Source organism: Dokdonella sp. GW821-FHT11D02 (assembly GCF_058808595.1).
Window position 1 is genome coordinate 2,919,990 of sequence record NZ_CM179520.1, and the last position, 24,686, is coordinate 2,944,675.

Genomic DNA, 24,686 nt, shown 5'->3' on the forward strand with positions numbered 1-24,686 from the left:
TGCCGTTGCAACGAACCGCATCGGAACCTCGCGAGTCTCTATCAGACGATCGCCAAGTCGTTCGATCAGGTCCAGGCGCAGAGAATCGATCGTCTCGCCGGGTCGGCCGATGCACGTCGCATGTCGTGAGTAGCTCGATTGTGAGTACCGGCCGGATCGGCGGAAACCCTACTCACCATCCTACTCACATAACGCCTGGAAGACTTTCGTGGATGCGTGAAGAACTGAACGCACACGTGTATTTGTACAGCATTAAGTGAGACCACAGGCTTTCGGCAGTCGCAGCGGGAACGCGAAGCAAGCGACCGGCTCCCCGAGGAGCGAGAAGAAGTCTTCCTGGCCCTTCAACTAGCTTGTAGCTGTGCCATCGCGCGAGCGCATCCTCTCTGCAGCTCTGTTGCGAATCTTCTTCGCCAGCTGCAACTCGACTTCGTTCTGCTCAGTTTCGAGCTGCTGCTCCACTGCAGACCAATGCAGCGCGATGCTCGCGGCTTCGGGATGGGTTGACCACATCTGAGCGACAGACTCTACGACCTTGTCGAACATAGCAGGCACCGAGCTAGGGAAAGGGCATAGCTCGAAACCCTACTCCCCCAAGATGAACTACCTGCAACAGCACGGCCAGCGCTGGCCGGTCTTGGGATCGGTCTTGCGAGGACTGCCCATGCCAACAGGATCGCGTTCCGCAGTCTCAAGAAGTGCGATCTACATGGGATCACCCTCACGTAACATCCGTTGGAGTAGTGTTGGTAGGCGCTAAGACGCACGCCGTCACCCCTAGCGCCTCAGCCTTGCGGACTTCTCCGCCCCATCTCTGAGCATGCCCCTTTCACCCGAAGGGACGCGGCTTAACCCACCTCTGTTCCGCGCGACGGAACTCACTAAGGCCGATCTCGATGAGCCAGAGAAAGCCCTACCTCACATCCGTAACTACGAATCGCTTCGTCGCAAGAGCCGCCAATGATGGCGTTTCGGGCGACGACCAAACGAGGAATTCCCAAGTGAACGAAGACAAGATCAAAGGTCAGTGGAATCAACTTACCGGCAGGCTCAAGACCCAATGGGGCAAGCTGACGAACGATGACCTCAAGGTGGCCGAGGGCAGCAGTGAATACCTAGCCGGCAAGGTTCAGCAGCGCTACGGCATCGCTACAGAAGATGCGAAGAAGCAGGTCGAAGAGTTCGGTAGGAAGCTCTAGAGCTGCGGGGCGGTGTTCCTTGGGCACCGCCCCATCTACGATTCGATGCAGTCAGACAGCGACATGGCGCGCCGATCTCAGTACGCAAATGGAGAGTCTAAAATGCACGCAGCGAACAAGGAAAAATTCATTGGATCACTGTTCGGCGATATCGAGTACATGGCCGAGTACATCAACATAGCGCGGACCCATCGCGACGTGACGGTCTGGCTCAACACCCAAGCAGAATTGGTGTGCGATGACGTCAACGTAGCTCCTGACCTGCCGCCGGAGCGCTTGTTGGGGACATACGGGCTAGGAGGCGAAGCGGCCGACATTCAGCAGGATCTGATTGTGTTTCGAGGTGAGCATACGTCGAACGCGATCATTTTCTGAGTTCCTGGTTTTGGACGTGGCAGAGGCAGCAATACGTGCTCCCCCAGCCGAGAGCCCAAACAACGTAATCGGTTGGGCTGTCTACCTTGCCTCAGTGAACTTCACGGGCCACGTGAAGTACGGTGAGTCCGTCTCCGCGATGTCCCCTAGCTGCGTCGGCCGCGCGAGCATCATCGATTGCTGGATGAAGTCTTGTTGGAACGGATAGCCGCCTACGCTCGCAACCGTTGTCCCGACACGTCGTGCGTGTAGCCGCAGACTGCGCAGAGTCGTGACGTCGCCAGGAGTCCACGCAGTCGACGAACGGCAATGGGCGTGTCTGGATTGCTTCCAGACTTGATGGCGCCTCCAACGTATACGTCCTTCCGATTGAAGATCCCGAGCGTCTCGGCCATCGTCTCGCTCGCCTTCCTCATCAGTGGATAGGCTTGCCTCCGCGAGTCGTGTCCCAACCCGTAGGATCGATCAGCCCCGTTGCCGGCGATGACTTGCGAAGCGTAGGAAGAAACGTCAGGCGTCCCACGAAGATTTCACCGACTGCAAATGCCGTCTCGGCCGGCGCCGACGATGCAGCACCACTGTACGGAACCCGGCGCATCGATCGACTCATGGTTGGTGGAGCCGACCTGCAACTTGACGGAATGACAACGTGCTGCTGAAAGGGCCCAGCGATGAGGGCCCGAATACCGAACATTTGAGCGCTTGATCTCAAAGCATCTGAAAACCTTCGAAGTGCGGCAGCCGATCGTCTGAAAAACTAGTTAGACATCCCAATCGACTGGAGCCTCACGTCGGAAACTTTATCGCCAAGCTGAATGATCTCCTCCGCTGTCAGGCCGCTGACTTTGTCTTTGATGCGCGCAATTCCCATTGACTTAAGATCGGGATTGCGTACGACTTCGTAAACGTTCTTGGAGCCAGTGAGGTTGAGCTTCGTTACTGCAACAGCCAGTGACTTCTGGCGCCCTTTTCCGAGCTGTTCCATCATCTGTCGGAAACTTCCTTGAGCCGCCTCATCCGACGAAGCATCTATGCGCACCGCCTCCTTGGCCTGCGCAAAACCAATTCCCAGAAGACCAACTAAGACAACTCCGGCATAGCGCAACTTCCACATTTTTATTCCCCTTCTCTACCCGCTTCCGAGAGAATGCGCTCTCGGGATTGTTTGGATTGGCCCATGGCATCTTAGGATCGTCTTAAGCGCCGCCTCGTAGGTACCAAGCACTGGAAAGCCTGTCAAGCAGTTACTTCGATTGCCTATCTCGGGCTTGAGCTCTGAATCTATGCGGGATGGCATTCGCTACGCCTCAGTCTCCGCATAATTCCCAGGCTCTTCCCTGGCCTAGCTTTCGATCAACGTCTACTTCCCTTTCTGTCTAGCAATCAACGCTTCCTTGACCTTGATGCAGAGCGGTTCTGTACACGGCGATTTTTTTTTCATCGCCTCGATTGCTCCGCTCAGCAACGGCGTAGCAGCAAGTAAGTCGCCACGTTTGAAGAACAACAGACCGCGTAGCGCCATCAAACGTGGCGCCCACGCCCCATTGGAATGCTCCGCGATCTCTAGGTTTTTCTCGTCGATCTTCTCGAGCAATGCACTGGCTTCGTCCAATTTTTCGCGATCGATCTCAACCTCTGCCAGATAGAATCCGGATAGCTGTCCCCTAGGATTCAGCTGCGCTTGCCCGGCTGACAACTTCTCGTGGGCAACACGCAGCTGCACCTCCGCTTCAGGGGCGTTTCCTGTCATATAGAGAGCCCTCCCTAGCCGCATTCTCGATATGTTGGTCATCGCGTGGTTTTCCCCGAATTTTCCCAGTAGACCGCTATGAGCGGATCTGGCGTACGTCAACGCCTCTTGCCACTTGCCGTCCTGCGCTTCCACAGCAAATAGATCGCCATCTATATAGAGGCATATCCAATGGTCAGATCCGAGCTTCTGCGTTGCGGTCTGCCGTGCCTCGATCAGTAGAGATCTGGCGCGAGCCAAGTCACCACCGGCTACAAAAGCCTGCGCTGTTACGTATCTGGCGTAAGCAACTGCGACCTCGTTGTCACCCCCGCGCGCGGCAATCTCACTAATTAGGCGCTCCCCCTCTTGCGTCGCAATTACCGGCTTACCAATCGCTGCCAAACTGCTGATCAAATCCGCTCGCATCGAATCGCGCACAAAGTAGTTCGCTGGATCCGCCTCAGCGATTGCGGCGATCGCGATTTCGTACTCAGGGATGGCCTTGGCGGGATCGTCTTGGTTCGAATAGAAGGTGGCTTTCGGCGAGGAGACGAAGAATCTGGACCACGCGTCGGTTGCACCCGCTGTCAGCTCTTCCAGCTTGTTCAGCTCAGTCTGGGCCTCATCGTATCGAGACATTCGCGACAGCATGCGTACGAGAAGGGCACGCGCGCGCAACCCATCTCGACTTGCCTCAAGATTCTCGTGCTCATACAGCCTTAAGGCCAGCCTGGCCTCGGATGTTGCCTGCGGCAGCATATCGAGCATGTTGAGCGGCGCGACAAGACTTCCTCGGATGGCCGCTTCAGCCAACGGTTGCAAAGCGACTCGCTTGCCAATGCGGTCACGCGCCGCGAGAAGAGCCTCTTTCAAGGTTGCTTCCTTTCCTTTCGACGAGACGAACGGGTTGATGTAGCCGATAACTTCCTCACCAAAGAATTGGTTCAGCGAGTTCGCCCTCTCCAATTCACGTTGCGCCACATCACGCGCCTTCGTTGCGGCGCGATACAGCCCGAGCGTGGCAATCACGCCGACCAAAAGTACGACGACCAGGGCGTACATATACGGCCGGCGAGCTCGGCTGCGAGCAAGTGCTTCCTGCGACCTTTGCACTTGCGTCTGTGTCTCACGCAAGCGTGCAGCCTGTTCGCGGCGGGATTCCAGCTGACGCAGACGCTGGGCGAACTCAGCGACGCTGGCGAGCCTGCGCGCGGGGCTGCCGTCGGTTGCCGCACGAATGTCTTCGCAAAGCAATTCGTCCTCAACGTCGTGCTCCCAGCCGGGTGCAAGCGGACGTTTTAGGTCACCGCTAAGGAGCTGATACAAAACTATTCCCAGTGCGTACAGATCGCTTTGCACGGTAGGTGCTTGCCCCGCAACCACCTCAGGAGCGATATAGAGCGGGGTCCCGGCAGCTGAATCACCGAGCAAGCTTTGTGTAGAAGTCAGTCCGATGCCTGTGATCCCGAGCTCTTCCAATCGATCGAGTTCGAGCAGGCGGCCGCTTCCGAAATCAGTCACGCGCAGGAGCCAACCTGTCTCGTCCGGCGCGACAAGCAGGTTGGAGGGCTTCAAATCCTTGTGTAGGACACCAACACTGTGCGCGGCCGCGATTGCATCGGCAGCCTGAAGGAACAAACGTAGTCTTGACGTAAGGTTGAGAGCAGCTAGGTGAGTCTTACTCCACTCCTCCAGCGACTCTCCGGCGTATTCGCACTCAATAAAGTACGGCTCCTCCTCGAAATTCCAGTCGATGACAGGCACGAAGTTCGTGGCCGTGCCAAGACTGTCGGCGAGAACACGCGAGAGCGTTACCTCGCGCTTGAGAGAGCGCAGATGAGCTTCGTCGACTCCAAACTTGTACACGCGCTTCTCGCGTGTCTTCTTGTGCTCCGCCAACCACACTTCGCTCGAACGGCTCGCGTCGAGCTGATGCTTCAGAGCGAAGCTCGGGCGTAGTGGAACGATCTGATTTGGCGTGAAGTTGAGCCGGCTTGATAGGACGCGGCCTACTACGGTGCGTTCAACGGGACCATCGAGGCGATAGCCGAGCCTTCCTTGCGTGACTATGAATTGCGCATTGCCATCTCCGAGCGCTCGCCGCAGCTTGCCTATGGTGTTCGGCAAGACCTTGTCGACCGTGATGCGCCCGAACCACACCTCTCGCAGCAGCTCTTCTTTGGTTGCTACCTCGCCCGCATGGCGCAGCAGGTAGGCAAGAAGCTCCAATGCGCGCCACTCAGCCTCGACCAAGAGACCTGCGATGCGCAGTTCATAACGTGACTCATCAAACTCAGCGGTGCCGAAGCGATAGAGGTACGAGGTACGGGAGCCGATATCGTGCGTTGAGGGCATGTAGCTGAGGGGTTCGGCCTGAGCGAAGGGGCTCGGACCTTCATGATCCCATACGTCAGCGAGACGCCGAGATCAGAACTCTCGAGCCTGAGGCAAAGAATTGCTTCCTTTGCCACGCGCGGAGTAGCAAGGGGCCGAAAGGTTCCGAGTTCGCAGCGGAAACCGCAATGCAAGGCAACCCCATGACTTTACGAGCATTTTCGTAATTTCTTCTGGCTATCCGCACCTCTGTGCCAAATCCGATGACGAACCGTTGACGAACCGATGACCAACTCAGTGCCTTACGCCTGGACATGGATCGAAGCGAGTCCAAGCATAGGCATCAATGGACGCAGGGAGCCGACGAGTCAGCCAGCCGTCGAAACTCGGTGACCAGAGCAACCCGCTCAGACGGCGTTGAAGGCAGGAAGTCAGTGGGGCGGTCACGGGATCCCTTGTGGCAAATCTAGCTGTCGCCAGCGCAATTGGGGCGAGCCGTCAGTTGCTTGCTGTCGTAGGCATCCCATCGGTGGGGCAAGCATGAACTGACCGTCAGAATCACTCGGGCAACAACGAGATCTACGGCAGAGCCATTGTTTCACTTGGATTTTTCCTCTATCGAACTCTTCCCGACAACCAGACGTGAACCCCTGTTTATAAATTCATTGGAGAACTCATGAACATTAGAATTCGTCCGGCACTAATAATTGCTCCGCTTCTGCTCGCCTCCTCCTCAGTTTTTGCGCAATCCAGCGTATTTCATGCTTACGCCATAATTAACAATTGGGCGGGAAAGTGTGTTGATGTTCCACAAACAATCCCGACGCCCACTTATTTCTACGCCCAGCTATGGACATGCGCTTATAATCCACAGAGCGGCTATCCACCGAACCAAGCTTGGCGTCCAGTCGGAATCGGAAAAGATGGAGAAGGAGACTGGGATACGTTCATCTTCAAAGATCCGTTTTATTACCGATGCTTGTCAGTCGAAAACAACTCGACCGCGAATGCGGCAAAAGTCATTGTCACGGAATGCGAAGACTCAAATCCAAGCCAAGCATGGATTCGCACAAAGAAGATGGACTACCATCTATATTTTGAAACCACAACAAAATGGGTGAATGTTAGAAGCGGCAAGTGCTTAGACGCATATGCGACTTTCAACGGCGTCCAATTGCAGCAATACGATTGCGCAGGCGGGCGTTGGGGACCCCAAGATTTCTCCGCGGCCAACGCCGGCAACTATTAACTTCCAGGGCTTTCCGCCCCTCTAGAATGGCCGATCGCCTGGGCACTCCGCGCGTTGCGAAGACCCAGGCGATCGGCGACGAAGGCCAGATGCGTCCCGGCCCCGGAATGCGGTCCCGCGCGGCCCTCCAGGGTTAGCTATGCCGCGCGCCTTATGCCTAGCTCGCGGTGCCACAGCGCCGACTGGAACTCATGGCTTTCGGCAGGGCTGACGAAGCCAAGAATGGCGTTACCATTCTGAGCACATCTGCGCATGTGTACGCTTCCCTCAAGAGTGAGCAGTGGCTGACCCTCAGCGACCCACCAAGTTCATATCAGCGTCCGAGTCGCGCAACTTTCGGCTGGCTCGCTGGGCTTTGGTCATAGCCTTGGTCGCGCTCTTCGTTCTTTCCATAGAGCCGACCAAAGGCAACGCGATCGCCCTAGGGACGAGCCTCGCATTCATCCTCTCGCTGATTACATACGTCACGTTCTGGCGCTGCCCCAGGTGTGGGAAAAAGTTCTCAATACTTTCCGAGGAGTTCAGAACCTACTGGCCCTTCCCGGGTCTAAGCAGGTGCATGCATTGCAACAGCGTTCTCTTGCCGTCCAAAAGAAAGGCTCCGCCTTGAGCGGAGCCCAACAAGTCACGAGTGCTAAGTTTTCGGCTTTGCTCGATCTCAGTTATTGAGGACTTGTGCACCTAATGTGAGAGCCGATGGTATTGCACTGACCGGCATAAACTCGGGTCCTAGGTCCGTTGAAATACTGTGGGCGCTCAACTGTCCCTTGAACTTCACACGAGAATGGCGTTTCGCCGGTTGCAATCGCATCACCGTTCATATCGTACGCCGTGACGTAGATAGTCCAGTAGCCGCGACCACAGTTGATGCTGCACGGAGAGGAGTCGTCACAGCCAATGATTTCGCCCCATGTGCTGGGTTGCGCGACCTTCTGGATGGCCCATGTAATCGATGTAGTGCCGGTAGGCACGTAAGAGACCTGACAGCGATTCATCGGGGTGTGCGGTGTTACGGCGCAGTCAACATAGACTTCGTTTGCAAGCACTTCGTCGCCTACAGCAGTCTGTTCAGTTTCCGCCGCCTGCGAAACAGGAACGATGGCAAACATAGAACAAGCAAATGCTGCGATTGACAGCGAAAGTGCATTCGTCACAGATTTCATAGTTACTCCCTAAAACCCATCAGCAGAGAATGACACGCGCACAGCGTTCCTTGGATCGCATCGCGCGATACCGCTCTCGCAGCTGATTTCGTATGTCTTACGGAATTGTTACTGCGAATGCGGAAACTGGGGCCGGAGTGATTTCTCGCCGACTCCTTTCGGAGCATGCGCCGCTTAGACCGACTGCTTGTGTGGAAGCGGTCTCAGTATCGGCCATTCAGGCGCCGAGGATTGTTCCGCTGATGAGCGCGGCGCATCGTCGGCTGTCGGTCATCCCGACGGAATCATTGATCTCGCGTGACGGTGCGATGTTTTCGACGCATGGGTTCGAACGCTGCCGCAAGTTTCGCTGGGGCGCCCCTAACGCTCGCTGGCGCGACATCCCATGAGAACGCGTTTATGCTCGTTTCGCCCGCCGCTTCGGCTTCCCTTCCAGCTCGTTCAAGAGCTTCTGCAGGTAGGCAACGCCCTCCTCTTCCGGGGAGAACGCGATCACGTGCGCGACGGTCAGTCTGTAGCGCTTCCGCAGCTCGAGGAACTCGGCGCGCGCCTGCCGCATGCGGCTTTCCGAGGAACCATGGTTGGGAGCTAGAACTTCAACCGAAACTTCGTCCTTCTTGCGGTCTAAGGCAGCTAGCTCCTGCTGAAATTGGCGGAAGTCGTAGATGTTCTGAGTCATGCGACGGGCTCGGGAGGTCGAGCGGCAGGCGGCGCCAATCGGACTACTGACAATATCAACGAGGCCGCAAGGAAAAAGAAAGCCCCGTTTGTCGCGGAGCTTTCTCCAGGAATATCCTCAACATCGTGCCTGCCACTACTCAATAGAGAAACTCTGCAGCTCAACAGGAAATTGGGTAACTGTCAGAGTGTACTGACCACAGGCGGTATTCGGCTGCCCCGCACCAGGATCTGTCGTTACCACAATGTAGTAGGTCGTATTCGCGGCAAGATTGTCGACGCTTCCAGTCGCAGTCCCTCCATTGTTGGAACCCGACCCAACAATATTTGCATGCACTGGATCGCAGGCATCGAGTACGACCCATCCTGGGGCAGCAAGTGATGCTGATCCTTCCAGGGTGATCATTATGTATGGGACCCCACCTGTCCAAAAACTATAGACAACATCATTCTGCGGGCTTGGAATTCCGCCGGGATATGCAGGAAATGGGTTTCCGCCCGAGCAAGTGTCAAATTTTATAGGGTAGTTAGCGCGCGCTGGAAATGGGGATACACAGGTTTGAGCGCTTGCACTGACTGAGAGCAAAGAAGCAACGAGGACAATTAGCACTAGGATCTTGTTAAACACCACATCGTCTCCCGGCATGAACTAGAGTCCGCAGATGATAAATACAAAAAATATTGAAGACCTTTTGAGCTAATCACGTAAAAAAAGTCCCGCGCTGGGCGGGGTTTAACTGGACGACGCTCAACTCCTCTTGATTCCGCGCGGCTGACGAAGCCGGCGTCGAGATTGGCTCGACGATTGGATCACCGCGGCCTTCAGAGAAGGCGATGCGGCGTGAGCCGCTGGCGCTTCATACCGGATGCAACTTTCCACGCGAAACTGCCTTGTTCCTAAGGCGTCTCCGGGCTTCGCGTTCTTGATGGCGACTGCAGTCAGCGTTCCCGTGTGCGTCGCCATGTCGATACCCCCAAATTCCTATAGAGGCTGAAGAATACCCCCTCTGATACCTCCAGGACACTCCGGATGCAGGCGGATGACATCGGACGATCGCGCACAAAAAACCCGCCTATGAGGCGGGTTTCTGAGGGATTCCCAGACTTCTTCGGACATCCCCGGACGCTACTTTGGTGCCCGGACCCGGAATCGAACCGGGATGACCTTGCGGTCGAGAGATTTTAAGTCTCTTGCGTCTACCAGTTTCGCCATCCGGGCGGCGTGTTGCGGCAGCTGCGGCGCATGGTAGCCGCTGACGCACGTGCCGACCAAGACCCGACCGCGCGCCGAGGTGATCAGATTCCTTGCGTCACTTCGCCGATGTCGAGGCCGCTGCGTCGCGCGAGGTCGAGGAAGTCGGGGAACGAGGTCGCGACGTTGGCGCAGTCGCCGACGCGCACGGGCGCCGCAGCGATCGCGCCCGCAACGGCGAAGCTCATGGCGCAGCGATGGTCGCCGGCGCTGTCGACTTCGCCGCCGCGCAGGGTTCCGCCGTGGATGACCGCGCCGTCCGGCGTTTCCTCGATCGCGATGCCGAGTTCACGCAGCCCCTTCGCCATTACCGCGATGCGGTCGGATTCTTTCACGCGCAGCTCGGCCGCGCCGCGGATCGTGGTCACGCCTGTCGCTGCGGCAGCAGCGACGAACAGGATCGGGAATTCGTCGATCATGTCCGGCACCAGCGCGGTCGGCACTTCGATGCCGTGCAAACGCGCATGGCGCACTTCGAGATCGGCGACGCGTTCGCCGCCCTGCTCGCGTGCGGCGTGTTCGCGGATGTCGGCGCCCATCAGGCGCAAGGCGTCGAGCAAGCCGGTGCGGCGCGGGTTGAGGCCGACCGCACGCAACAGCAGACGCGATCCCGGGATCAGGGTCGCGGCAACCAGGAAGAACGCGGCCGAGGAAAAATCCGCCGGCACCACGACTGCGGTTGCGCGTAGGCGATGGCCGCCCGAAAGGCGCGCCCAACCCGGCGCGAATTCGATCGGCCAGCCGAATGCGGCCAGCATGCGCTCGGTGTAGTCACGCGTCGGATGCGCCTCGCGCACGACCGTCTCGCTGCGCGCATACAAGCCGGCCAGCAACACCGCCGACTTCACTTGCGCGCTGGCGACCGGCAGTGCGTAGTCGATACCGCGCAGTGCAGAATCGCCGCGGATACGCAGCGGCGGCAGTTCGCCGGGTTCGGACTCGATGTGCGCGCCCATCGCGAGCAGCGGTTCGATCACGCGCCGCATCGGCCGCCTCGACAGCGACGCGTCGCCGACGAGGGTCGAATCGAAGCGCTGCCCGGCCAGGAGACCGGTCAGAAGACGCATGCCGGTGCCGGCATTGCCGCAATCAAGCGCGCCATCCGGCGCCGCCAGACCGTGCAAGCCGGCGCCGTGCACGACGCGGCGCGACGCCGACGGCGTTTCGATGCGCACGCCCAAGCGCGCGAAGATCGCCGCCGTCGCACGCGTGTCTTCGCCCTCCAGAAAACCTTCGATCTGCGAGGTGCCTTCGGCCAGCGCGGCCAGCATGATCGCGCGATGGGAGACCGACTTGTCGCCCGGCACGGTCAACTCGCCGCGCAACGACGCGGCGGGAGCGCTGTTCCAATCCACGCGCGCGGCGTTCACGGCAGCGCATCCAGCAAACGCTGATTCTCAGCGCGGCTGCCAACGCTGATGCGCACAGTCTGCGGTAGGCCGTAACCGCCCATCGGACGCACGATGACACCGCGTTCGAACAGATGGCGTTCGAATTCGGCGGCGTCGCGACCGAGGTCGACCAGCACGAAATTGGTCTGCGACGGCAGGCACAGATAACCGCGCGCGGCCAGCTCGCCGACCAGCCAGGCGCGCTCGCTCGCGTTGAAGGCGCGCGAGCGTTCGAGGTACTCGTAATCGGCCAGCGCGGCTTCGGCGCCGGCCAAGGCGACGTTGTTGAGATTGAACGACTCGCGCAGGCGCTCGATCACGGCGACCACGCTGGGATCGGCGATCAGATAACCGACGCGCAAGCCGGCCAGCGCATACGCTTTGGAAAACGTGCGCGTGACGATCAGGTTCGGATAACGCGCCGCCAGCGACAGCGCAGTGCCGAGGCCCGGCGCGTCGGCGAATTCGTGATACGCCTCGTCCAGCACGACCAGCACCTCGCGCGGTACGCGCGCAAGGAACGCGGCCAGCGCCGCGTCGTCGAACCAGGTGCCGGTCGGATTGTTCGGGTTGGCCAGATAGATCAGGCGCGTGTCCTCACGCACGGCCGCAGCGAGCGCGTCGAGGTCGTGCCCCAGCGGCGCGGTGGCGTGGTCGCGTGGCAGCGCCGGAACGCGAATCGGCTGCGCGCCGGCCGCTGCGGTCGCGATCGGGAACACGGCGAAGCCGTACTGCGAAAAAACCACCGAATGCGCCGGGTCGGCGAAGCATTGCGCCAACAGCATCAGAAGTTCGTGCGAGCCGTTGCCGAGCGCGATGCGCTCCGCGCCGACATCGAGCTGCTGCGACAACGCGGCTTTCAGCGCCGCGCCGCGCGGGTCCGGATAGCGATAGCTTTCGCTCAGCGCCGCGCGCATCGCTTCGAGCGCGCGCGGACTCGGTCCCAGCGTGTTCTCGTTCGAACCGAGTTCGGCGATCGCCGCGCCGAAGCGCTGGCGCAGCGCCGGCAGGTCGTGACCGGGATCATAGGCGCGCAAGGCCGCCGTGGCCGGATTGGCCAGGCGGGCGGCGTCGAACGGCTGCTCGCTCCGCTGCGGCTGCGCGTTCACGGCACCGCGACCGGGTAGGAGCCGAGCAGCTTGATCTGCGCGGCGTGGGCTTCGAGTTCGGCCAACGCGCGCTTCATCGCATCGTCTTCGACGTGACCGGCGAGGTCGATGAAGAAGCCGTATTCCCACTTCGCCTGGTGCGAGGGACGCGATTCGATCCGGTTCATGCTGATGCCGTGGCGTGCGAACGGGCTCAGCACATTGAACAGCGCGCCCGGCTGATCCTTGATGAAGACCAGCACCGACGTGCGATCGTGACCGGACGGCGGGAAGATCTGCCGGCCGAGCACGAGGAAGCGCGTCGTGTTGTCGGCATGGTCCTCGATCGACTTCATGATGACTTTCTTGAGGCCGTAGACATGGCCGGCCGATTCGCCGCCGATCGCCGCGGCGTCGTCGGCGTTGCGCGCGCGGCGTGCGCCTTCGGCGTTGCTCGAAACCGGAATCTTCTCGACCTTCGGCAAGTTGCCGCGCAACCACGCCTGCGTCTGCGCGAACGACTGCGGATGCGCATAGATGCGCTCGATGTCCTCGATGCGTCCCGAGCGCGACAAGAGATACTGATGCACGCGCAGCTCGACTTCGCCGCAGATCTTCAAGTTCGATGTCAGGAACATGTCCAGCGTGACCTGGATCGTGCCCTGCCCCGAGTTCTCCACCGGCACCACGCCGAAATCCGCGTTGCCGGCCTCGACCTCCTGGAACACTTCCTCGATGCTCGCCATCGGCAAGCCGTGCGCGGAGCGGCCGAAATGCTTCAGCACGGCTTGCTGGCTGAAGGTGCCTTCGGGGCCGAGATAGCCGATCTTGAGCGGTTCCTGCTGCGCCAGGCAGGCGGACATGATTTCGCGGAACACGTGCACCAGCACTTCGTCGGCGAGCGGCCCCTCGTTGCGGTCGACCACCATGCGCAGCACCTGCGCCTCGCGCTCGGGCCGGTAGTAGTCGACGGCGGCGGCGAGCTTGCCCTTGGCCTTGCCGACCTGCAGCGCGAAGCCGGCGCGCTCGGCGATCAGCGCCTGGATCTGGCGATCGATGCCGTCGATGCGCGCGCGCACTTCGCTCAGTGCAGGCGCCGGTGCCGGAGTCTCGATCTTGCTCTTGGATTTGGATTTGGCAGCCATCGGATCAGCCTGTGATGACACGAACGGAAAGAATGCCGTCGATCGCCGCGATCGCCGTGACGAGGGTGTCAGGCACCGGAGAATCGGCGTCGATCAAACTGTAGGCGAGATCGCCGCGCGAGGCGTTGTGCATCTGCGCGATGTTGACGCCGGCCTCGCCCAGCACGTGCGAAAGCTGGCCGATCATGTTCGGACGGTTGCTGTTGGCGATGCAGATGCGCGCGATGCCGGCGCGCGCCATGCGCGTCTCGGGAAAGTTGACCGAGTTGCGCACGTTGCCGTGCTCGAGGAAGTCGCGCAGCTGGTCGACCACCATCAGCGCGCAGTTTTCTTCCGCCTCGGCGGTCGAAGCGCCCAGGTGCGGCAGCGCGATCACGCGCGGATCGGCGAGCAGGTCGCCGTCCGGGAAGTCGGACACGTAACGGCCGATGCGGCCGTCAGCGAGTCCCTTGCGCAGCGCTGCCGCGTCGACGATCGCCTCGCGTGCGAAGTTGAGCAGCACCACACCCGGCCGCACGATTTCGAGCGTCGGCAGGCCGAACACGCCGCGCGTCTTGTCGTTCAACGGTACGTGGAAACTCAAGTAATCGGCGCCGGCGAACAGCTCGTTGAGCGAACCGGCCTTGACCACGTCGGAAGACAACTGCCAGGCGCCGTCCACGGTCATGTGCGGATCGAAACCGACCACGCGCATGCCGAGCGCGTGCGCCGCGTTGGCCACCTTGACGCCGATCGCGCCGAGGCCGACCACGCCGAGCGTCTTGCCGGCCAGCTCGCTGCCGACGAAGCGCTTTTTCTCCGCCTCGACCTTCTCGTGCAAGTGCTCGCCCGCTTCCAACCCGCGCACGAAGCCGAGCGCGTCGGCGATGTTGCGCGCCGCCAGCAGCATGCCGGCGACGACCAACTCCTTCACCGCGTTCGCGTTCGCGCCGGGCGCGTTGAACACCGGCACGCCGCGCGCGGACAGTTCCGCCACCGGAATGTTGTTGGTGCCGGCACCGGCACGCGCGACCGCCTTCACGCTGGCTGCAATCGGCGTCTGGTGCATGTCGGCCGAGCGCACCAGCACCGCATCCGGATCGGCGACCTGGTTGGCCGTGCTGTACAGCGGCGCCGGCAGGCGATCGAGACCGTTGCGTGAGATGTTGTTGAGGGTCTGGATTTTGAACACGGAGTGGCCTGGAGTCGTGAGTGGAAAGGTGGAATTGCGAAGAATTCGAAGAGTGCCGATCAAAATCCGAAAATGAGCAGATTCTTCCCTTCTCCCGCTTGCGGGAGAGGTCGTGCCGTAGGCGCGGGCGAAAGAGATCGGAGCGCAACGCTTCGCTCGCCCTCACCCCACCCCTCTCCCGCAAGCGGGAGAGGAGGAATAACCGAACCGCGGCGAGCTTCCCCGCTCACGTTTCGCCTTCCTAGGTCCAGCTCACGCCTCAGCTGTTTCGCTTGGCGAAATCACGCATGAAGTCGACCAAGGCCTGAACGCCCTCGATCGGCAGCGCGTTGTAGATCGACGCACGCATGCCGCCGACCGCGCGATGCCCCTTCAATGCGAGCAAGCCGGCCTGCTCGGCCTGTTTCAGGAACGGCGCGTCAAGTTCTTCGCGCGGCAGCGTGAAAGGCACGTTCATCCACGAACGCGCACTCGGCTCGACCGGGTTCTTGTAGTAGCCCGAACCGTCGATGTAGCCGTACAGCAGATCCGCCTTGGCGCGATTGCGCTCGCCCATCGCCGCCACGCCGCCCTGCGCCTTGACCCACTTGAACACCAGTCCCGCCAGGTACCAGCCCCAGGTGTTGGGTGTATTGAGCATCGAGCCCTGCGCGGCGTGTTCGGCGTAGTTGAGGATCTTCGGAATGCTTTTCGGACAGCGCTCGAGCAAGTCGTCGCGCACGATCACTACGACCAGGCCGGACGGGCCGATGTTCTTCTGCGCGCCGGCGTAGAGCAGCGCGTACTTGGACAGGTCGAACGGGCGCGACAGGATGGTCGAGGAAACGTCGCCGATCAGCGGCACCGCGCCGACATCGGGAATCTGATGGAACTCGACGCCGCGAATCGTCTCGTTCGGCGTCACGTGCACGTAGGCGGCGTTAGGATCGAGCGTCCATTCCGCACGCGGCGGAATGCGGTCGTAATTGGTCGCGGCGGAACTCGCGGCGATGCGTACGTCGACGTAAGGCTTGGCTTCCTTGGCCGCCTTTTCGCTCCAATCGCCGGTCAGCACGTAATCGGCACTCTGCCCGGCTTGCGCGAAGTTGAGCGGAATCTGCGCGAAATGCTGGGTCGCCCCGCCCTGCAGGAAAAGCACCTTGTAATTCGCCGGCACCGCGAGCAGTTCGCGCAGATCGCGTTCGGCCTCTTCGGCCAAGGCGATGAATTCCTTGCCGCGATGGCTGATCTCCATCACCGAGGCGCGCGCGCCGTTCCATTCCAGCATTTCGGCTTGCGCCTGACGCAACACCTCTTCCGGCAGCGCGGCCGGGCCGGCGCTGAAATTGTATTCGCGACTCACTCGACACTCCCTGGGGATCAGAATGGGGAACCGACGTTTCACCCCCATTATGCCGCGCCGCAACAAACTGGCAACTGCCGTGATTCGGGCAGCTGCGGCACATCGTTGCGGCTATTGCGGAAACGCCCGACGGTAGATCATCGACGCGTCGCGGCGAAATCATTTCGCCGCATATGCGGTCTACTGCTCGTATCGTTCGAGGAATCGCCATGTTGCTGCGCCGCCCCGCCGACATCCGCCCATCCGAAATCACCTCCGAAAGCGTGTATCGGCGCCGGCGCGAGCTGCTCAAAGGCTTCGCCGTGGCGATGCCGGCCCTGCTCGTGGGCTGCGGCAAGAACCGCGACGCCGGCGCAGCCTCGCCGCCCGAAGCGCTGCCGCCGGAGCTGACGGTGGCCAAGCGCGGCGAGTTCACCACGCCCGATGCGCAAACCAGCTGGCAGGACGCGACCCACTACAACAACTACTACGAATTCGGCACCGACAAGGGCGATCCGGCGAAGAACTCCGGCCGCTTCCAGCCGCAGCCGTGGACGGTCGAGATCGCCGGCGAAGCCGAAGTCACCGGCAAATTCGCGCTCGAAGACCTGCTCAAGCCGCATCCGCTGGAAGAACGCATCTATCGCATGCGCTGCGTTGAGGCCTGGTCGATGGTGATTCCGTGGGTCGGCATTCCGCTCGGCGAGGTGCTCAAGCGCTTCAAGCCGACCGCGGACGCGAAGTACGTCGCTTTCACGACCGTGCGGCGACCGATGCAGATGCCCGGCCTGGCTTATCCGGTGCTCGATTGGCCGTATCGCGAGGGCCTGCGCATCGACGAAGCGATGCATCCTCTGGCCCTGCTCGCAGTCGGCATGTACGGACGCACTCTGCCGAACCAGAACGGCGCACCGCTGCGCCTGGTGGTGCCGTGGAAGTACGGCTTCAAAGGAATCAAGTCGATCGTGCGCATCGAATTCACCTCGCATCAGCCGAGGACCTCGTGGAATCTCTCCGCGCCGAAGGAGTACGGCTTCTACTCCAACGTGAATCCCGCGGTCAGCCATCCGCGCTGGAGCCAGGCGACCGAGCGCCGCATCGCCGGCAGCGGCGGCTTCAACCTGCTCGGCAACCGGCTCCAGACCTTGCCGTTCAACGGCTACGCGGAACAAGTCGCGTCGCTGTACCAAGGCATGGACCTGCAGCGGAATTTCTGATGCCAGCCTCCGCCACCGTGCGCGCCGCGCCGCCGCGCAAACGCTTCGACCGCATCGCCGCGAGCAAGCCCTTCGTCTTCGCCTTGTGTCTGCTGCCGCTGGCCTGGCTGGTCTGGGACACGTTGTACGGCCAGCTCGGCACCGATCCCGTCGCGCAGCTCGAGCATCGCAGCGGCATCTGGGCGCTGCGCCTCTTGCTCGCGACGCTGGCGATCACGCCGCTGCGCTTGCTCACGCATTGGCATTGGTTGACACGCTATCGGCGCATGCTCGGCCTGTTCGCGTTCTTCTACGTCAGCGTGCATCTGACCATCTACGTAGCGGTCGATCTCGGCGGCTTCTGGTCGCAGCTGTTCGAGGAGATCGCGAAGAAGCCCTACATCACGGTCGGCTTCGCCGCATGGCTGCTGATGATCCCGCTCGCCGTGACCTCGACCAAGGCGATGATGCGCCGGCTCGGCCCGAACTGGCTGCGTCTGCATCGGCTGGTGTATCTGATCGGCCTCTGCGGCGTGCTGCATTTCATGTGGCTGGTCAAATCCGGCAACACGATCGCGGTGCGCGAACCCTTGATCTATCTGGCGATCCTGCTGCTTCTGCTGGCCGCGCGCGTGCCCGGCTGGTTGCGCCGCTGGCGCAGCGCACCGACGCGGCGCCCGGTGCGCGGATGACGCCGTTCAGTGCAGCTCGCGCAGCTCTCGCAGCAGCGCATTCCCGTCCCACTGCACATACGACGATTCGGCCTGCCGGATCAGCTCGACCACGCGCACGTTCGCCGGCGCGCGCAAGCCATGGCGTGCGGCGAGCGCGACGACCTCGCCGTTGATGTAGTCCACTTCGGTACGCCGCCCGCTTTGCAGGTCGTCCCAGGTCGAGGAACGCGCGAGCGGATCGATCGCCAGGAGACGCGGCGCAAGCCGCCGAAAAACACCGTCCGGCAACGACAGCGCAGCCGGCAGCCAACGCGCCGGCAGCGCGGTCACGCGCGCCGGCTGGATGCCGGCGGCGCGCAACCCCGCAAGACCTTCTCGCTGCAATAAAGCGAGACAGCGGCGCCACGCACGCTGCGCCAACTCCTCGCGCAGCGGCAATCCGCTCAGCGCGTTGAGCGGATTGTTGAGATTGAGCAAGAGCTTCGCCCACAGCACCGCCGCCATGTCCGTGCGCAGCGACAACGGCAGGCCGCTCGCCGCGAACACCGCCAGCAAGGGCTCCAGCCCCGGCGCACGCTCCATCATCAATTCGCCGGAAGACGCCTGATGGAAGCGCATCGGTTCGGGCTGCATCACATTGAACGGCACCATCCCGGCCAGCACCGGGAAACCCGGCAGCGCCGCGCGCAGCACCTCGGCATTGCGCACGCCATTTTGGAAACTGATGACCGGCGTGCCCGGCACTAGCCGCCCGGCGAGTTCGCGCGCCGCTTCTTCGGTCGCGGCGGACTTCACCGTCAGCAGCACCGCATCGACGTCGCACAAGGGATCGCCCGCGACATCGATGTCGAGATCTTGCGCTGCGATGTGTCGGTGAAACCCGTTCAAGTCGCTGACGCCGAGCCCGCGTTCGCGCAGCTGCGCCGCGACGCGCGGGCGCGCTAGGAAGCGCACCGGCGTCTGCGCGTGCAAACGACCGCCGAGATAGCTGCCGATCAGGCCGGCACCGCAAATCGCGATGCGCGGCGGCGTCTTCATGCGAGCGCGGCCGCAGCGCTGCGACCGGCGACGCGACCGGAGTACAGGCAACCACCGAGAAAGCTGCCTTCGAGCGCGCGATAGCCGTGCAGGCCACCGCCGCCGAAACCGGCCGCTTCGCCCGCCGCATAGAGTCCTTGCACGATTTCGCCATCGCTGCCGAGCACGCGCGCCTGCAAATCTGTTTCGAGGCCGCCCAAGGATTTGCGCGTGAGGACGTTCAAGCGCACCGCGATCAGCGGACCGTGCGCGGGATCGAGCAGCCGATGCGGCTTGGCCACGCGCACGAGGCGATCACCTCGATAGCGGCGCGCATTGTGGATCGCCATCACCTGGCCGTCCTTGGCGAACGGGTTGTCGAACTGCCGATCGCGCGCCTCGATCTCGGCGCGAATCGCCGCAGCGTCCAACAAGGCCGAGCCGGCCAGCGCGTTCATGCCGGTGACCAAAGCGTCGAGATCATCGCGCACGATGAAATCGCGGCCGTGGCGCTTGAACGCCTCGACCGGTGCCGGCGCTTGCTTTCCGATCGCGCGCCGCAGCACTTGGCGCCAGCTCTTGCCGGTCAGATCGGGATTCTGCTCCGAGCCCGACAGCGCGAACTCGCGCCGGATGATCGATTGATTCAACACGAACCAGCTGTAGTCGAAACCGGTTCCGCGCAGATGTTCCAACGTACCCAAAGTATCGAAGCCCGGCCACAACGGAACGGGCAGCCGCCGGCCGCGTGCGTCGAGCCAGAGCGAGGAAGGACCGGGCAGGATGCGGATCGCATGCCGCGGCCAGATCGGATTCCAATTCTCGATGCCTTCCACGTAATGCCACATGCGGTCGCGATTGATCAGATGCGCACCGGCCGCCTCGGCGATGCCGAGCATGCGGCCATCGACGTGCGCCGGCACGCCGCACAGCATCTGCGCCGGCGGCGTACCGAGCCGCTGCGGCCAGTTCGCGCGCACCAACTCGTGGTTGCCGCCGATGCCGCCCGAGGCGACGATCACCGCCTGCGCGCGTAATTCGAACTCGCCTGCGGCCTCGCGCGAACTCGGCTTGCCGCGCTCCACGCCGTCATCGATCAGCCGCGTGCCGCGCACGCCGGCGACCACGCCGTTGTCGAGCAGAAGCGCATCGACGCGATGGCGGAACGCGAAGCTGAGCAAGCCTTTTTGTTCCGCCTCGCGCGCGTGGCGCAGAAACGGTTCCAGCACGCCGGGACCGGTGCCCCAGGTCACATGAAAGCGCGGCACCGAATTGCCGTGTCCGATCGCCCCGTAACCGCCGCGCTCGGCCCAACCCACCACCGGAAACCAGCGCATGCCCAAGCCATGCAGCCAAGCGCGCTTCTCGCGCGTGGCGAAGTCGACGTAGGCTTCGGTCCACTGCCGCGGCCAGTGGTCTTCGGCGCGGTTGAACGCGGCCGTGCCCATCCAGTCGGCCAGCGCCAGCGCGTGCGAATCGCGCACGCCCATGCGGCGCTGCTCGGGCGAGTCGACGAAGAACAATCCGCCGAACGACCAGTGCGCCTGACCGCCGAGACTTTGCGCCGGCTCTTGCTCAAGCAGCAGCACACGCCGGCCGCGCTCGGTCAATTCGGTCGCGGCGACCAGACCGGCAAGGCCGGCGCCGACCACGATCACATCGGTGGATTGCATCTTCGCTCCCGCAGAACGATGCCGCCGGCGACGTTAGCGCGGAATGCGCGGCCTGCCTATGGGCGAAGCGTCGGAAGCGCGACCTGTTCGATGCAACCCGATTCGATGCAGCCCGATTCGATGCAGTGAGAAACGAACGCGGCTCTCAAGCTCCGGCGCCGCGCCAGATCATCAGCGCGATCACGGCTGCGATCGCCGCGGCGACGCCGATCAGCCACCAGATGCCGCCTTGCGAATCGGATACCGCGCCGTCGCTGCCGCGATTGGTCGCCGCGGCAGCGTCGCCGCTTGCCTGCAGCGCGGCGGCTTCGGCGTCGCGCAGCGGCAGCCCCGGTGCTTCGATCACGAAATGGCTGCGCTCGAAGGCGATCTGATCGCCCGGATGCACCACCGCGTCGCGCACACGCACGCCGTTGACGAAGGCGTGTTTGCCGGCGATCGAGCGCAGATAGATCGCATTGCCGGCTTGTTCGATCGTCGCCTGGCGCGAGGCGATGCGCGCCTCGTCGAGCACCAGACCGCAGTCCGCGCCGCTGCCGATGGTGAGACGTTGTCCGACTGCGATGGTCTTGCCGAAATGACTGCCGGAAACACCGCGCAAGATCACGCGCGGCGGATGCGGTGTCGGCGCGTTCGATTCCAGCGGCGGCGGCAGCACGGTTTCGATCGTGTCGTCGCGATCGGCCTTGAGCAGGATCGTGACCTGCCCCAGGCACAGCACGTCGCCGCTGCGCAGCAGCGCTTTCTCGCGCACCGGGCGCGCGTTCACGTGTGTGCGTGCGTGCGGATCGAGCACTTCGAGCACGGCGCCGCGCGCATCGACGGTCAAGCGCGCGTGATGCGGAGCGACGTCGCGCGCGGCCAGCGCGAAGGTGTTGCCCTCGGCCTGACCGAAACTGACGCTGCCCTCCTCCACGACGAAATCGGCGTGCTCGCCGTTGCCAAAACTGAGTCGCATCGCCTTGATTTGCTTGGAGGAATGCGCAGCTTATCACAGCAACGGCGCGCACCTTCGCCGCGCCCGCTTCGCGCGCAGCCGCGGCTCGGGCATCATGGCGACCCAGTACCAGCGCCGGGCGAGAAAATCATGGCCGTGATCGACATCCAACGCTCGCATTCGAGCAGCCTGAAAGCGGCCAAGGCCGCCGTCGAGAAAGTCGCCAAGGCGATCGCGAAGGAATACGGCATCGAACATCACTGGGACGGCAACGAACTGCACTTCGATCGCAGCGGCGTCAAAGGCCGCATCACGGTGGCGAAGAACGACGTGCGCGTGCGCGCCGAACTCGGTTTCCTGATGGGCGCGCTGAAGCCGGTGATCGAACGCGAGATCGAACGCCAGCTCGACCAGCACATCGCCTGAGCGCGGCGCGACTCGCATGCTCGTCGTCCAGAGCGCGCGGCGCCGCCGCACATCACGGCGGCCTTCGCGCATCGGTCTGGCCGTCGCCGGCGGCGGACCGATCGGCGGCATGTACGAGCTGGGCGCCTTGCGCGCGTTGGAACAAGCGGTCGAAGGCCTCGATCTGCGCGCGCTCGACGTCTACGTCGGCATCAGCTCAGGCGCCTTCCTCGCGGCAGGACTGGCCAATCGCATCGACACCGCCGAACTCTGCCGCATCTTCATCAGCGGCGATTCCGATCAGGCGCGCTTCCGCCCCGACGACTTCCTGCGTCCGGCCTACGCCGAATATCTGCGCCGTGCCGGCGGCTTGCCGCGCGCCGTGCTCGGCTGGCTCGGCGATCTCGCGCGCGATCCGTTCGCGCTCGGCGCTACCGATACGCTGCTGCGACTGGGCAGCCTGCTGCCGACCGGTTTGTTCGACAACGGCCCGATCCGCCGCTTTCTCGCCGAGCTGTTCGCAGCGAACGGCCGCAGCGACGATTTCCGCACCCTCGGCCGCCGCCTCTACGTGATCGCGACCGAACTCGACAGCGGCGAGGCGGTGCGCTTCGGCGCGCCCGGTCTCGATATGGTGCCGATCTCGCTGGCGATCGAAGCGAGCGCCGCGCTGCCGGGCATGTACCCGCCGGTGCGCATCGGCGAGCGCTACTACGTCGACGGCGCGTTGCGTCACACCTTGCACGCCTCGGTCGCGCTCGACGCCGGCGCCGATCTGGTGCTCGGGGTGAACCCGCTGGTGCCGATCGACACGGCGCGCGCGCAAGCCAGCGGCAAACGCGCGCCGGCGACCCTGCTCGACGGCGGCTTGCCGGCGGTGCTGTCGCAGACCTTCCGCGCGTTGCTGCAATCGCGCGCGCGTGCCGGTGCCTCGCGTTATCCGCAGCGCTACGCCGGCGCCGATCTGGCTTTGTTCGAGCCGAACGCCGACGACGTCGAAATGTTCTTCACCAATCTTTTCAGCTTCGCCCATCGCCGCCGCGTCGCCGAACACGCCTATCGCAGCACCCTCGCCGACCTCGGCGCACGGCGCGACGAACTCGGCACGTTGTTCGCGCACCACGGCCTGCGCCTGCGCGAAGAAATGCTCGACGCCGCGCCGCACGGCCTACTCGACGGCGTGCGTAAGCCAGCCGGCCGCACGCGCACGACACGCCGGCTCGATCGCGTGCTCGACGAACTGCGCGACACCCTGCATGCGGCACCCACGCAAACGGCGAGGCGCGGCAGAAGCTAGTGTGTCTGCTCTAGCGCGAGGCCGCACATTCGCAGCCACTCGCGGCAACCGCCGCGTTCCCGCATCGGAGCCCGCTCATGGCCAAGCCCAAGTTGAAGAATCGCACCACCTCCAACGCCAATGCCAACGCCGGCGGCGACACGCGCCGCATCGGCAAAACCGTGATGGATTCCGCGCAGCAGATCTGGCTGGCCGGCCTCGGCGCGTTCGCCAAGGCGCAGTCGGAAGGCACCAAGCTGTTCGAGTCGCTGGTGCAGGAAGGCGCCGCGCTCGACGCGAAGACGCGCAAGTTCACCGAAGCCAAGGTCGGCGAGGCGCGCGGCAACATCGAGCAGACCATCGGCCAGGTGCGCGAGCGCAGCCAGGAAACCTGGGACAAGCTCGAGAAGGTGTTCGAGGACCGCGTTTCGCGCGCGCTCGGCCGCCTCGGCATCCCGAGCCACGAAGAATTGTCGACTCTGACCAAGCGCGTCGAGGAACTCGCACGCGAAGTGCGCAAGCTCGGCGATAAACCGGCTCCGGCCAAGAAGGCGCCGGCGAAGCGCGCGAAGTAAGCCGTGCTTCCCTCGCATCCGCCGCGCGGCGGCGGATGCGGGACTGCCGTTGCCCGCAATCAGAACGGCGGCGAGTCGCCCTTGGCCAGACCCGAGTGGCGCACGTCCTTGCCGCGCACCAGATACAGCACGAACTCGCACAGATTCTTGCAGCGATCGCCGATGCGTTCGAGCGAACGCGCACACCACAGGCGGTCCAGCTCGACCGGAATCTGCTCCGGCTGACGCTGCATGCGCGCGACCAACGTGGTGAACAGGGTGCGGTAGGTTTCGTCGATGCGGCGGTCGCGCCGCATCACTTCGAGAGCGAGATGCTCGTCGAAACGCGCGAACGCGTCGAGCGCGCCGCGCAACATGCCGCGCGCGAGCACGCCCAGCTCGCTCAGCGCACCGGTCACTTCGGTGCCGCCCTCCTCACCGACCAGCTTCTCCGCCATCTTCGCGATGCGCTTGGCCTCGTCGCCGATGCGTTCCAGATCGGCCAGCATCTTCATCACCGCCAGCACCAGGCGCAGGTCCGACGCCGCCGGCTGCCGCCGCGCCAGGATGAACGCGCAGCGTTCGTCGATCGCCAGCTCCGCCGCGTTGATGCGCTGTTCGCGCTCGCGGATCGCCATGCTCGCCGCCGCGTCGCGCTCGACCAGGACGTGCAGCGCGGCCAAGATCTGTTCCTCGACCAACCCGCCCATCGCCAACACCTGGCGGCGCACGTCCTCGATCTCGCTGTTGAATTGGCGGGAGATGTGCTGGCTTAGATGGAGGCGGTCCATGAAGTGGTAAGGCCGGGATTCGGTTTCAGGATTCGATAGCTGGCTTGCACTATCGCATTTTCTTC

21 protein-coding genes and 1 tRNA gene are annotated in these 24,686 nt (G+C 62.8%); 8 read left to right on the forward strand and 14 right to left on the reverse strand.

Features of this window, described 5'->3' with window-relative positions; translation table 11 throughout:
* Positions 1-348 precede the first annotated feature (348 nt).
* Positions 349-546, reverse strand: coding sequence for a hypothetical protein (locus AC3QL3_RS12280; protein ID WP_492893961.1), 198 nt, complete (start codon positions 544-546; stop codon positions 349-351).
* 455 nt (positions 547-1,001) lie between these two features.
* Here AC3QL3_RS12280 and AC3QL3_RS12285 point away from each other — a divergent pair, with 455 nt between their 5' ends.
* Both AC3QL3_RS12285 and AC3QL3_RS12290 read left to right on the forward strand, forming a co-directional pair.
* Positions 1,002-1,199 carry a CsbD family protein gene (locus tag AC3QL3_RS12285; RefSeq protein ID WP_492893963.1) on the forward strand — a complete coding sequence of 66 codons (198 nt, stop codon included), beginning with the start codon at positions 1,002-1,004 and terminating at the stop codon, positions 1,197-1,199.
* A 102-nt stretch (positions 1,200-1,301) separates the two neighbouring features.
* Positions 1,302-1,574 carry a hypothetical protein gene (locus AC3QL3_RS12290; RefSeq protein ID WP_492893965.1) on the forward strand — a complete coding sequence of 91 codons (273 nt, stop codon included), beginning with the start codon at positions 1,302-1,304 and terminating at the stop codon, positions 1,572-1,574.
* 757 nt (positions 1,575-2,331) lie between these two features.
* On the opposite strand, the gene AC3QL3_RS12295 is transcribed toward AC3QL3_RS12290, so the two are convergent.
* Both AC3QL3_RS12295 and AC3QL3_RS12300 read right to left on the reverse strand, forming a co-directional pair.
* Positions 2,332-2,688 (reverse strand): hypothetical protein, encoded by a 357-nt coding sequence (locus AC3QL3_RS12295; protein WP_492893967.1) that lies wholly within the window; start codon positions 2,686-2,688, stop codon positions 2,332-2,334.
* 246 nt (positions 2,689-2,934) lie between these two features.
* A complete protein-coding gene (locus tag AC3QL3_RS12300; protein WP_492893969.1) occupies positions 2,935-5,661 on the reverse strand; it encodes a protein kinase domain-containing protein in 2,727 nt (908 codons plus the stop codon).
* A 655-nt stretch (positions 5,662-6,316) separates the two neighbouring features.
* Between AC3QL3_RS12300 and AC3QL3_RS12305 the strand changes: the two genes are divergently transcribed.
* Complete coding sequence (locus tag AC3QL3_RS12305) at positions 6,317-6,889, forward strand: RICIN domain-containing protein (protein ID WP_492893971.1); 573 nt, start codon at positions 6,317-6,319, stop codon at positions 6,887-6,889.
* Positions 6,890-8,449: 1,560 nt separating this feature from the next.
* Here AC3QL3_RS12305 and AC3QL3_RS12310 read toward each other — a convergent pair.
* The 7 genes from AC3QL3_RS12310 to serC form a co-directional block, all read right to left on the reverse strand.
* Entirely contained in the window at positions 8,450-8,731 is a 282-nt protein-coding gene (locus AC3QL3_RS12310) for a 2-hydroxyacyl-CoA dehydratase (RefSeq protein WP_492893973.1), read from the reverse strand.
* 1,131 nt (positions 8,732-9,862) lie between these two features.
* Positions 9,863-9,949, reverse strand: a tRNA-Leu gene (locus tag AC3QL3_RS12315).
* A gap of 77 nt (positions 9,950-10,026) precedes the next feature.
* Positions 10,027-11,352 carry a 3-phosphoshikimate 1-carboxyvinyltransferase gene (gene aroA, locus AC3QL3_RS12320; protein WP_492893975.1) on the reverse strand — a complete coding sequence of 442 codons (1,326 nt, stop codon included), beginning with the start codon at positions 11,350-11,352 and terminating at the stop codon, positions 10,027-10,029.
* Complete coding sequence (gene hisC / locus AC3QL3_RS12325; protein WP_492893977.1) at positions 11,349-12,482, reverse strand: histidinol-phosphate transaminase; 1,134 nt, start codon at positions 12,480-12,482, stop codon at positions 11,349-11,351. The genes aroA and hisC overlap by 4 nt, the downstream gene beginning before the upstream one ends.
* A complete protein-coding gene (pheA, locus tag AC3QL3_RS12330; RefSeq protein WP_492893979.1) occupies positions 12,479-13,606 on the reverse strand; it encodes a prephenate dehydratase in 1,128 nt (375 codons plus the stop codon). The genes hisC and pheA overlap by 4 nt, the downstream gene beginning before the upstream one ends.
* 4 nt (positions 13,607-13,610) lie before the next feature.
* Positions 13,611-14,777 carry a phosphoglycerate dehydrogenase gene (locus tag AC3QL3_RS12335; RefSeq protein ID WP_492893981.1) on the reverse strand — a complete coding sequence of 389 codons (1,167 nt, stop codon included), beginning with the start codon at positions 14,775-14,777 and terminating at the stop codon, positions 13,611-13,613.
* 259 nt (positions 14,778-15,036) lie between these two features.
* Positions 15,037-16,119, reverse strand: coding sequence for a 3-phosphoserine/phosphohydroxythreonine transaminase (gene serC / locus AC3QL3_RS12340; RefSeq protein WP_492893983.1), 1,083 nt, complete (start codon positions 16,117-16,119; stop codon positions 15,037-15,039).
* A gap of 209 nt (positions 16,120-16,328) precedes the next feature.
* Here serC and msrP point away from each other — a divergent pair, with 209 nt between their 5' ends.
* Together msrP and msrQ are read left to right on the forward strand one after the other, a co-directional pair.
* Positions 16,329-17,315: a protein-methionine-sulfoxide reductase catalytic subunit MsrP gene (msrP, locus tag AC3QL3_RS12345; protein ID WP_492893985.1), complete on the forward strand. Its 987-nt coding sequence runs from the start codon at positions 16,329-16,331 to the stop codon at positions 17,313-17,315.
* Positions 17,315-17,986, forward strand: coding sequence for a protein-methionine-sulfoxide reductase heme-binding subunit MsrQ (msrQ, locus tag AC3QL3_RS12350; protein WP_492893987.1), 672 nt, complete (start codon positions 17,315-17,317; stop codon positions 17,984-17,986). Before msrP ends, msrQ begins: the two co-directional genes overlap by 1 nt.
* Before the next feature lie 6 nt (positions 17,987-17,992).
* Here the strand turns inward: msrQ and AC3QL3_RS12355 are convergent, their stop codons facing one another.
* The 3 genes from AC3QL3_RS12355 to AC3QL3_RS12365 form a co-directional block, all read right to left on the reverse strand.
* Positions 17,993-19,006 carry a 2-dehydropantoate 2-reductase gene (locus tag AC3QL3_RS12355; protein ID WP_492893989.1) on the reverse strand — a complete coding sequence of 338 codons (1,014 nt, stop codon included), beginning with the start codon at positions 19,004-19,006 and terminating at the stop codon, positions 17,993-17,995.
* The gene (locus AC3QL3_RS12360; protein ID WP_492893991.1) at positions 19,003-20,658 is read right to left on the reverse strand and encodes an FAD-binding dehydrogenase; all 1,656 of its coding nucleotides are present in this window, start codon (positions 20,656-20,658) and stop codon (positions 19,003-19,005) included. The genes AC3QL3_RS12355 and AC3QL3_RS12360 overlap by 4 nt, the downstream gene beginning before the upstream one ends.
* Positions 20,659-20,803: 145 nt before the next feature.
* Positions 20,804-21,616, reverse strand: a complete 813-nt coding sequence (locus tag AC3QL3_RS12365) for an FHA domain-containing protein (protein WP_492893993.1) — start codon at positions 21,614-21,616, stop codon at positions 20,804-20,806.
* A 129-nt stretch (positions 21,617-21,745) separates the two neighbouring features.
* Here AC3QL3_RS12365 and AC3QL3_RS12370 point away from each other — a divergent pair, with 129 nt between their 5' ends.
* The 3 genes from AC3QL3_RS12370 (at position 21,746) to AC3QL3_RS12380 (ending at position 23,851) form a co-directional block, all read left to right on the forward strand.
* Complete coding sequence (locus AC3QL3_RS12370) at positions 21,746-22,021, forward strand: polyhydroxyalkanoic acid system family protein (RefSeq protein ID WP_492893995.1); 276 nt, start codon at positions 21,746-21,748, stop codon at positions 22,019-22,021.
* A gap of 16 nt (positions 22,022-22,037) precedes the next feature.
* Complete coding sequence (locus AC3QL3_RS12375; protein ID WP_492893997.1) at positions 22,038-23,297, forward strand: patatin-like phospholipase family protein; 1,260 nt, start codon at positions 22,038-22,040, stop codon at positions 23,295-23,297.
* A gap of 77 nt (positions 23,298-23,374) precedes the next feature.
* Positions 23,375-23,851 carry a phasin family protein gene (locus AC3QL3_RS12380; protein ID WP_492893999.1) on the forward strand — a complete coding sequence of 159 codons (477 nt, stop codon included), beginning with the start codon at positions 23,375-23,377 and terminating at the stop codon, positions 23,849-23,851.
* Positions 23,852-23,910: 59 nt separating this feature from the next.
* Here AC3QL3_RS12380 and phoU read toward each other — a convergent pair whose 3' ends face one another.
* Entirely contained in the window at positions 23,911-24,621 is a 711-nt protein-coding gene (gene phoU, locus AC3QL3_RS12385) for a phosphate signaling complex protein PhoU (protein WP_492894001.1), read from the reverse strand.
* Positions 24,622-24,686 lie beyond the last annotated feature (65 nt).

What these genes read in the sequence shown, in the direction of transcription:
- AC3QL3_RS12280 (WP_492893961.1), bottom strand. Translation starts at nt 546, where the DNA reads ATGTTCGACAAGGTCGTAGAGTCTGTCGCTCAGATGTGGTCAACCCAT.
- AC3QL3_RS12290 (WP_492893965.1), top strand. Translation starts at nt 1,302, where the DNA reads ATGCACGCAGCGAACAAGGAAAAATTCATTGGATCACTGTTCGGCGAT.
- AC3QL3_RS12295 (WP_492893967.1), bottom strand. Translation starts at nt 2,688, where the DNA reads ATGTGGAAGTTGCGCTATGCCGGAGTTGTCTTAGTTGGTCTTCTGGGA.
- AC3QL3_RS12300 (WP_492893969.1), bottom strand. Translation starts at nt 5,661, where the DNA reads ATGCCCTCAACGCACGATATCGGCTCCCGTACCTCGTACCTCTATCGC.
- AC3QL3_RS12305 (WP_492893971.1), top strand. Translation starts at nt 6,317, where the DNA reads ATGAACATTAGAATTCGTCCGGCACTAATAATTGCTCCGCTTCTGCTC.
- AC3QL3_RS12310 (WP_492893973.1), bottom strand. Translation starts at nt 8,731, where the DNA reads ATGACTCAGAACATCTACGACTTCCGCCAATTTCAGCAGGAGCTAGCT.
- pheA (WP_492893979.1), bottom strand. Translation starts at nt 13,606, where the DNA reads ATGGCTGCCAAATCCAAATCCAAGAGCAAGATCGAGACTCCGGCACCG.
- msrP (WP_492893985.1), top strand. Translation starts at nt 16,329, where the DNA reads ATGTTGCTGCGCCGCCCCGCCGACATCCGCCCATCCGAAATCACCTCC.
- msrQ (WP_492893987.1), top strand. Translation starts at nt 17,315, where the DNA reads ATGCCAGCCTCCGCCACCGTGCGCGCCGCGCCGCCGCGCAAACGCTTC.
- AC3QL3_RS12355 (WP_492893989.1), bottom strand. Translation starts at nt 19,006, where the DNA reads ATGAAGACGCCGCCGCGCATCGCGATTTGCGGTGCCGGCCTGATCGGC.
- AC3QL3_RS12360 (WP_492893991.1), bottom strand. Translation starts at nt 20,658, where the DNA reads ATGCAATCCACCGATGTGATCGTGGTCGGCGCCGGCCTTGCCGGTCTG.
- AC3QL3_RS12365 (WP_492893993.1), bottom strand. Translation starts at nt 21,616, where the DNA reads ATGCGACTCAGTTTTGGCAACGGCGAGCACGCCGATTTCGTCGTGGAG.
- AC3QL3_RS12370 (WP_492893995.1), top strand. Translation starts at nt 21,746, where the DNA reads ATGGCCGTGATCGACATCCAACGCTCGCATTCGAGCAGCCTGAAAGCG.
- AC3QL3_RS12375 (WP_492893997.1), top strand. Translation starts at nt 22,038, where the DNA reads ATGCTCGTCGTCCAGAGCGCGCGGCGCCGCCGCACATCACGGCGGCCT.
- AC3QL3_RS12380 (WP_492893999.1), top strand. Translation starts at nt 23,375, where the DNA reads ATGGCCAAGCCCAAGTTGAAGAATCGCACCACCTCCAACGCCAATGCC.
- phoU (WP_492894001.1), bottom strand. Translation starts at nt 24,621, where the DNA reads ATGGACCGCCTCCATCTAAGCCAGCACATCTCCCGCCAATTCAACAGC.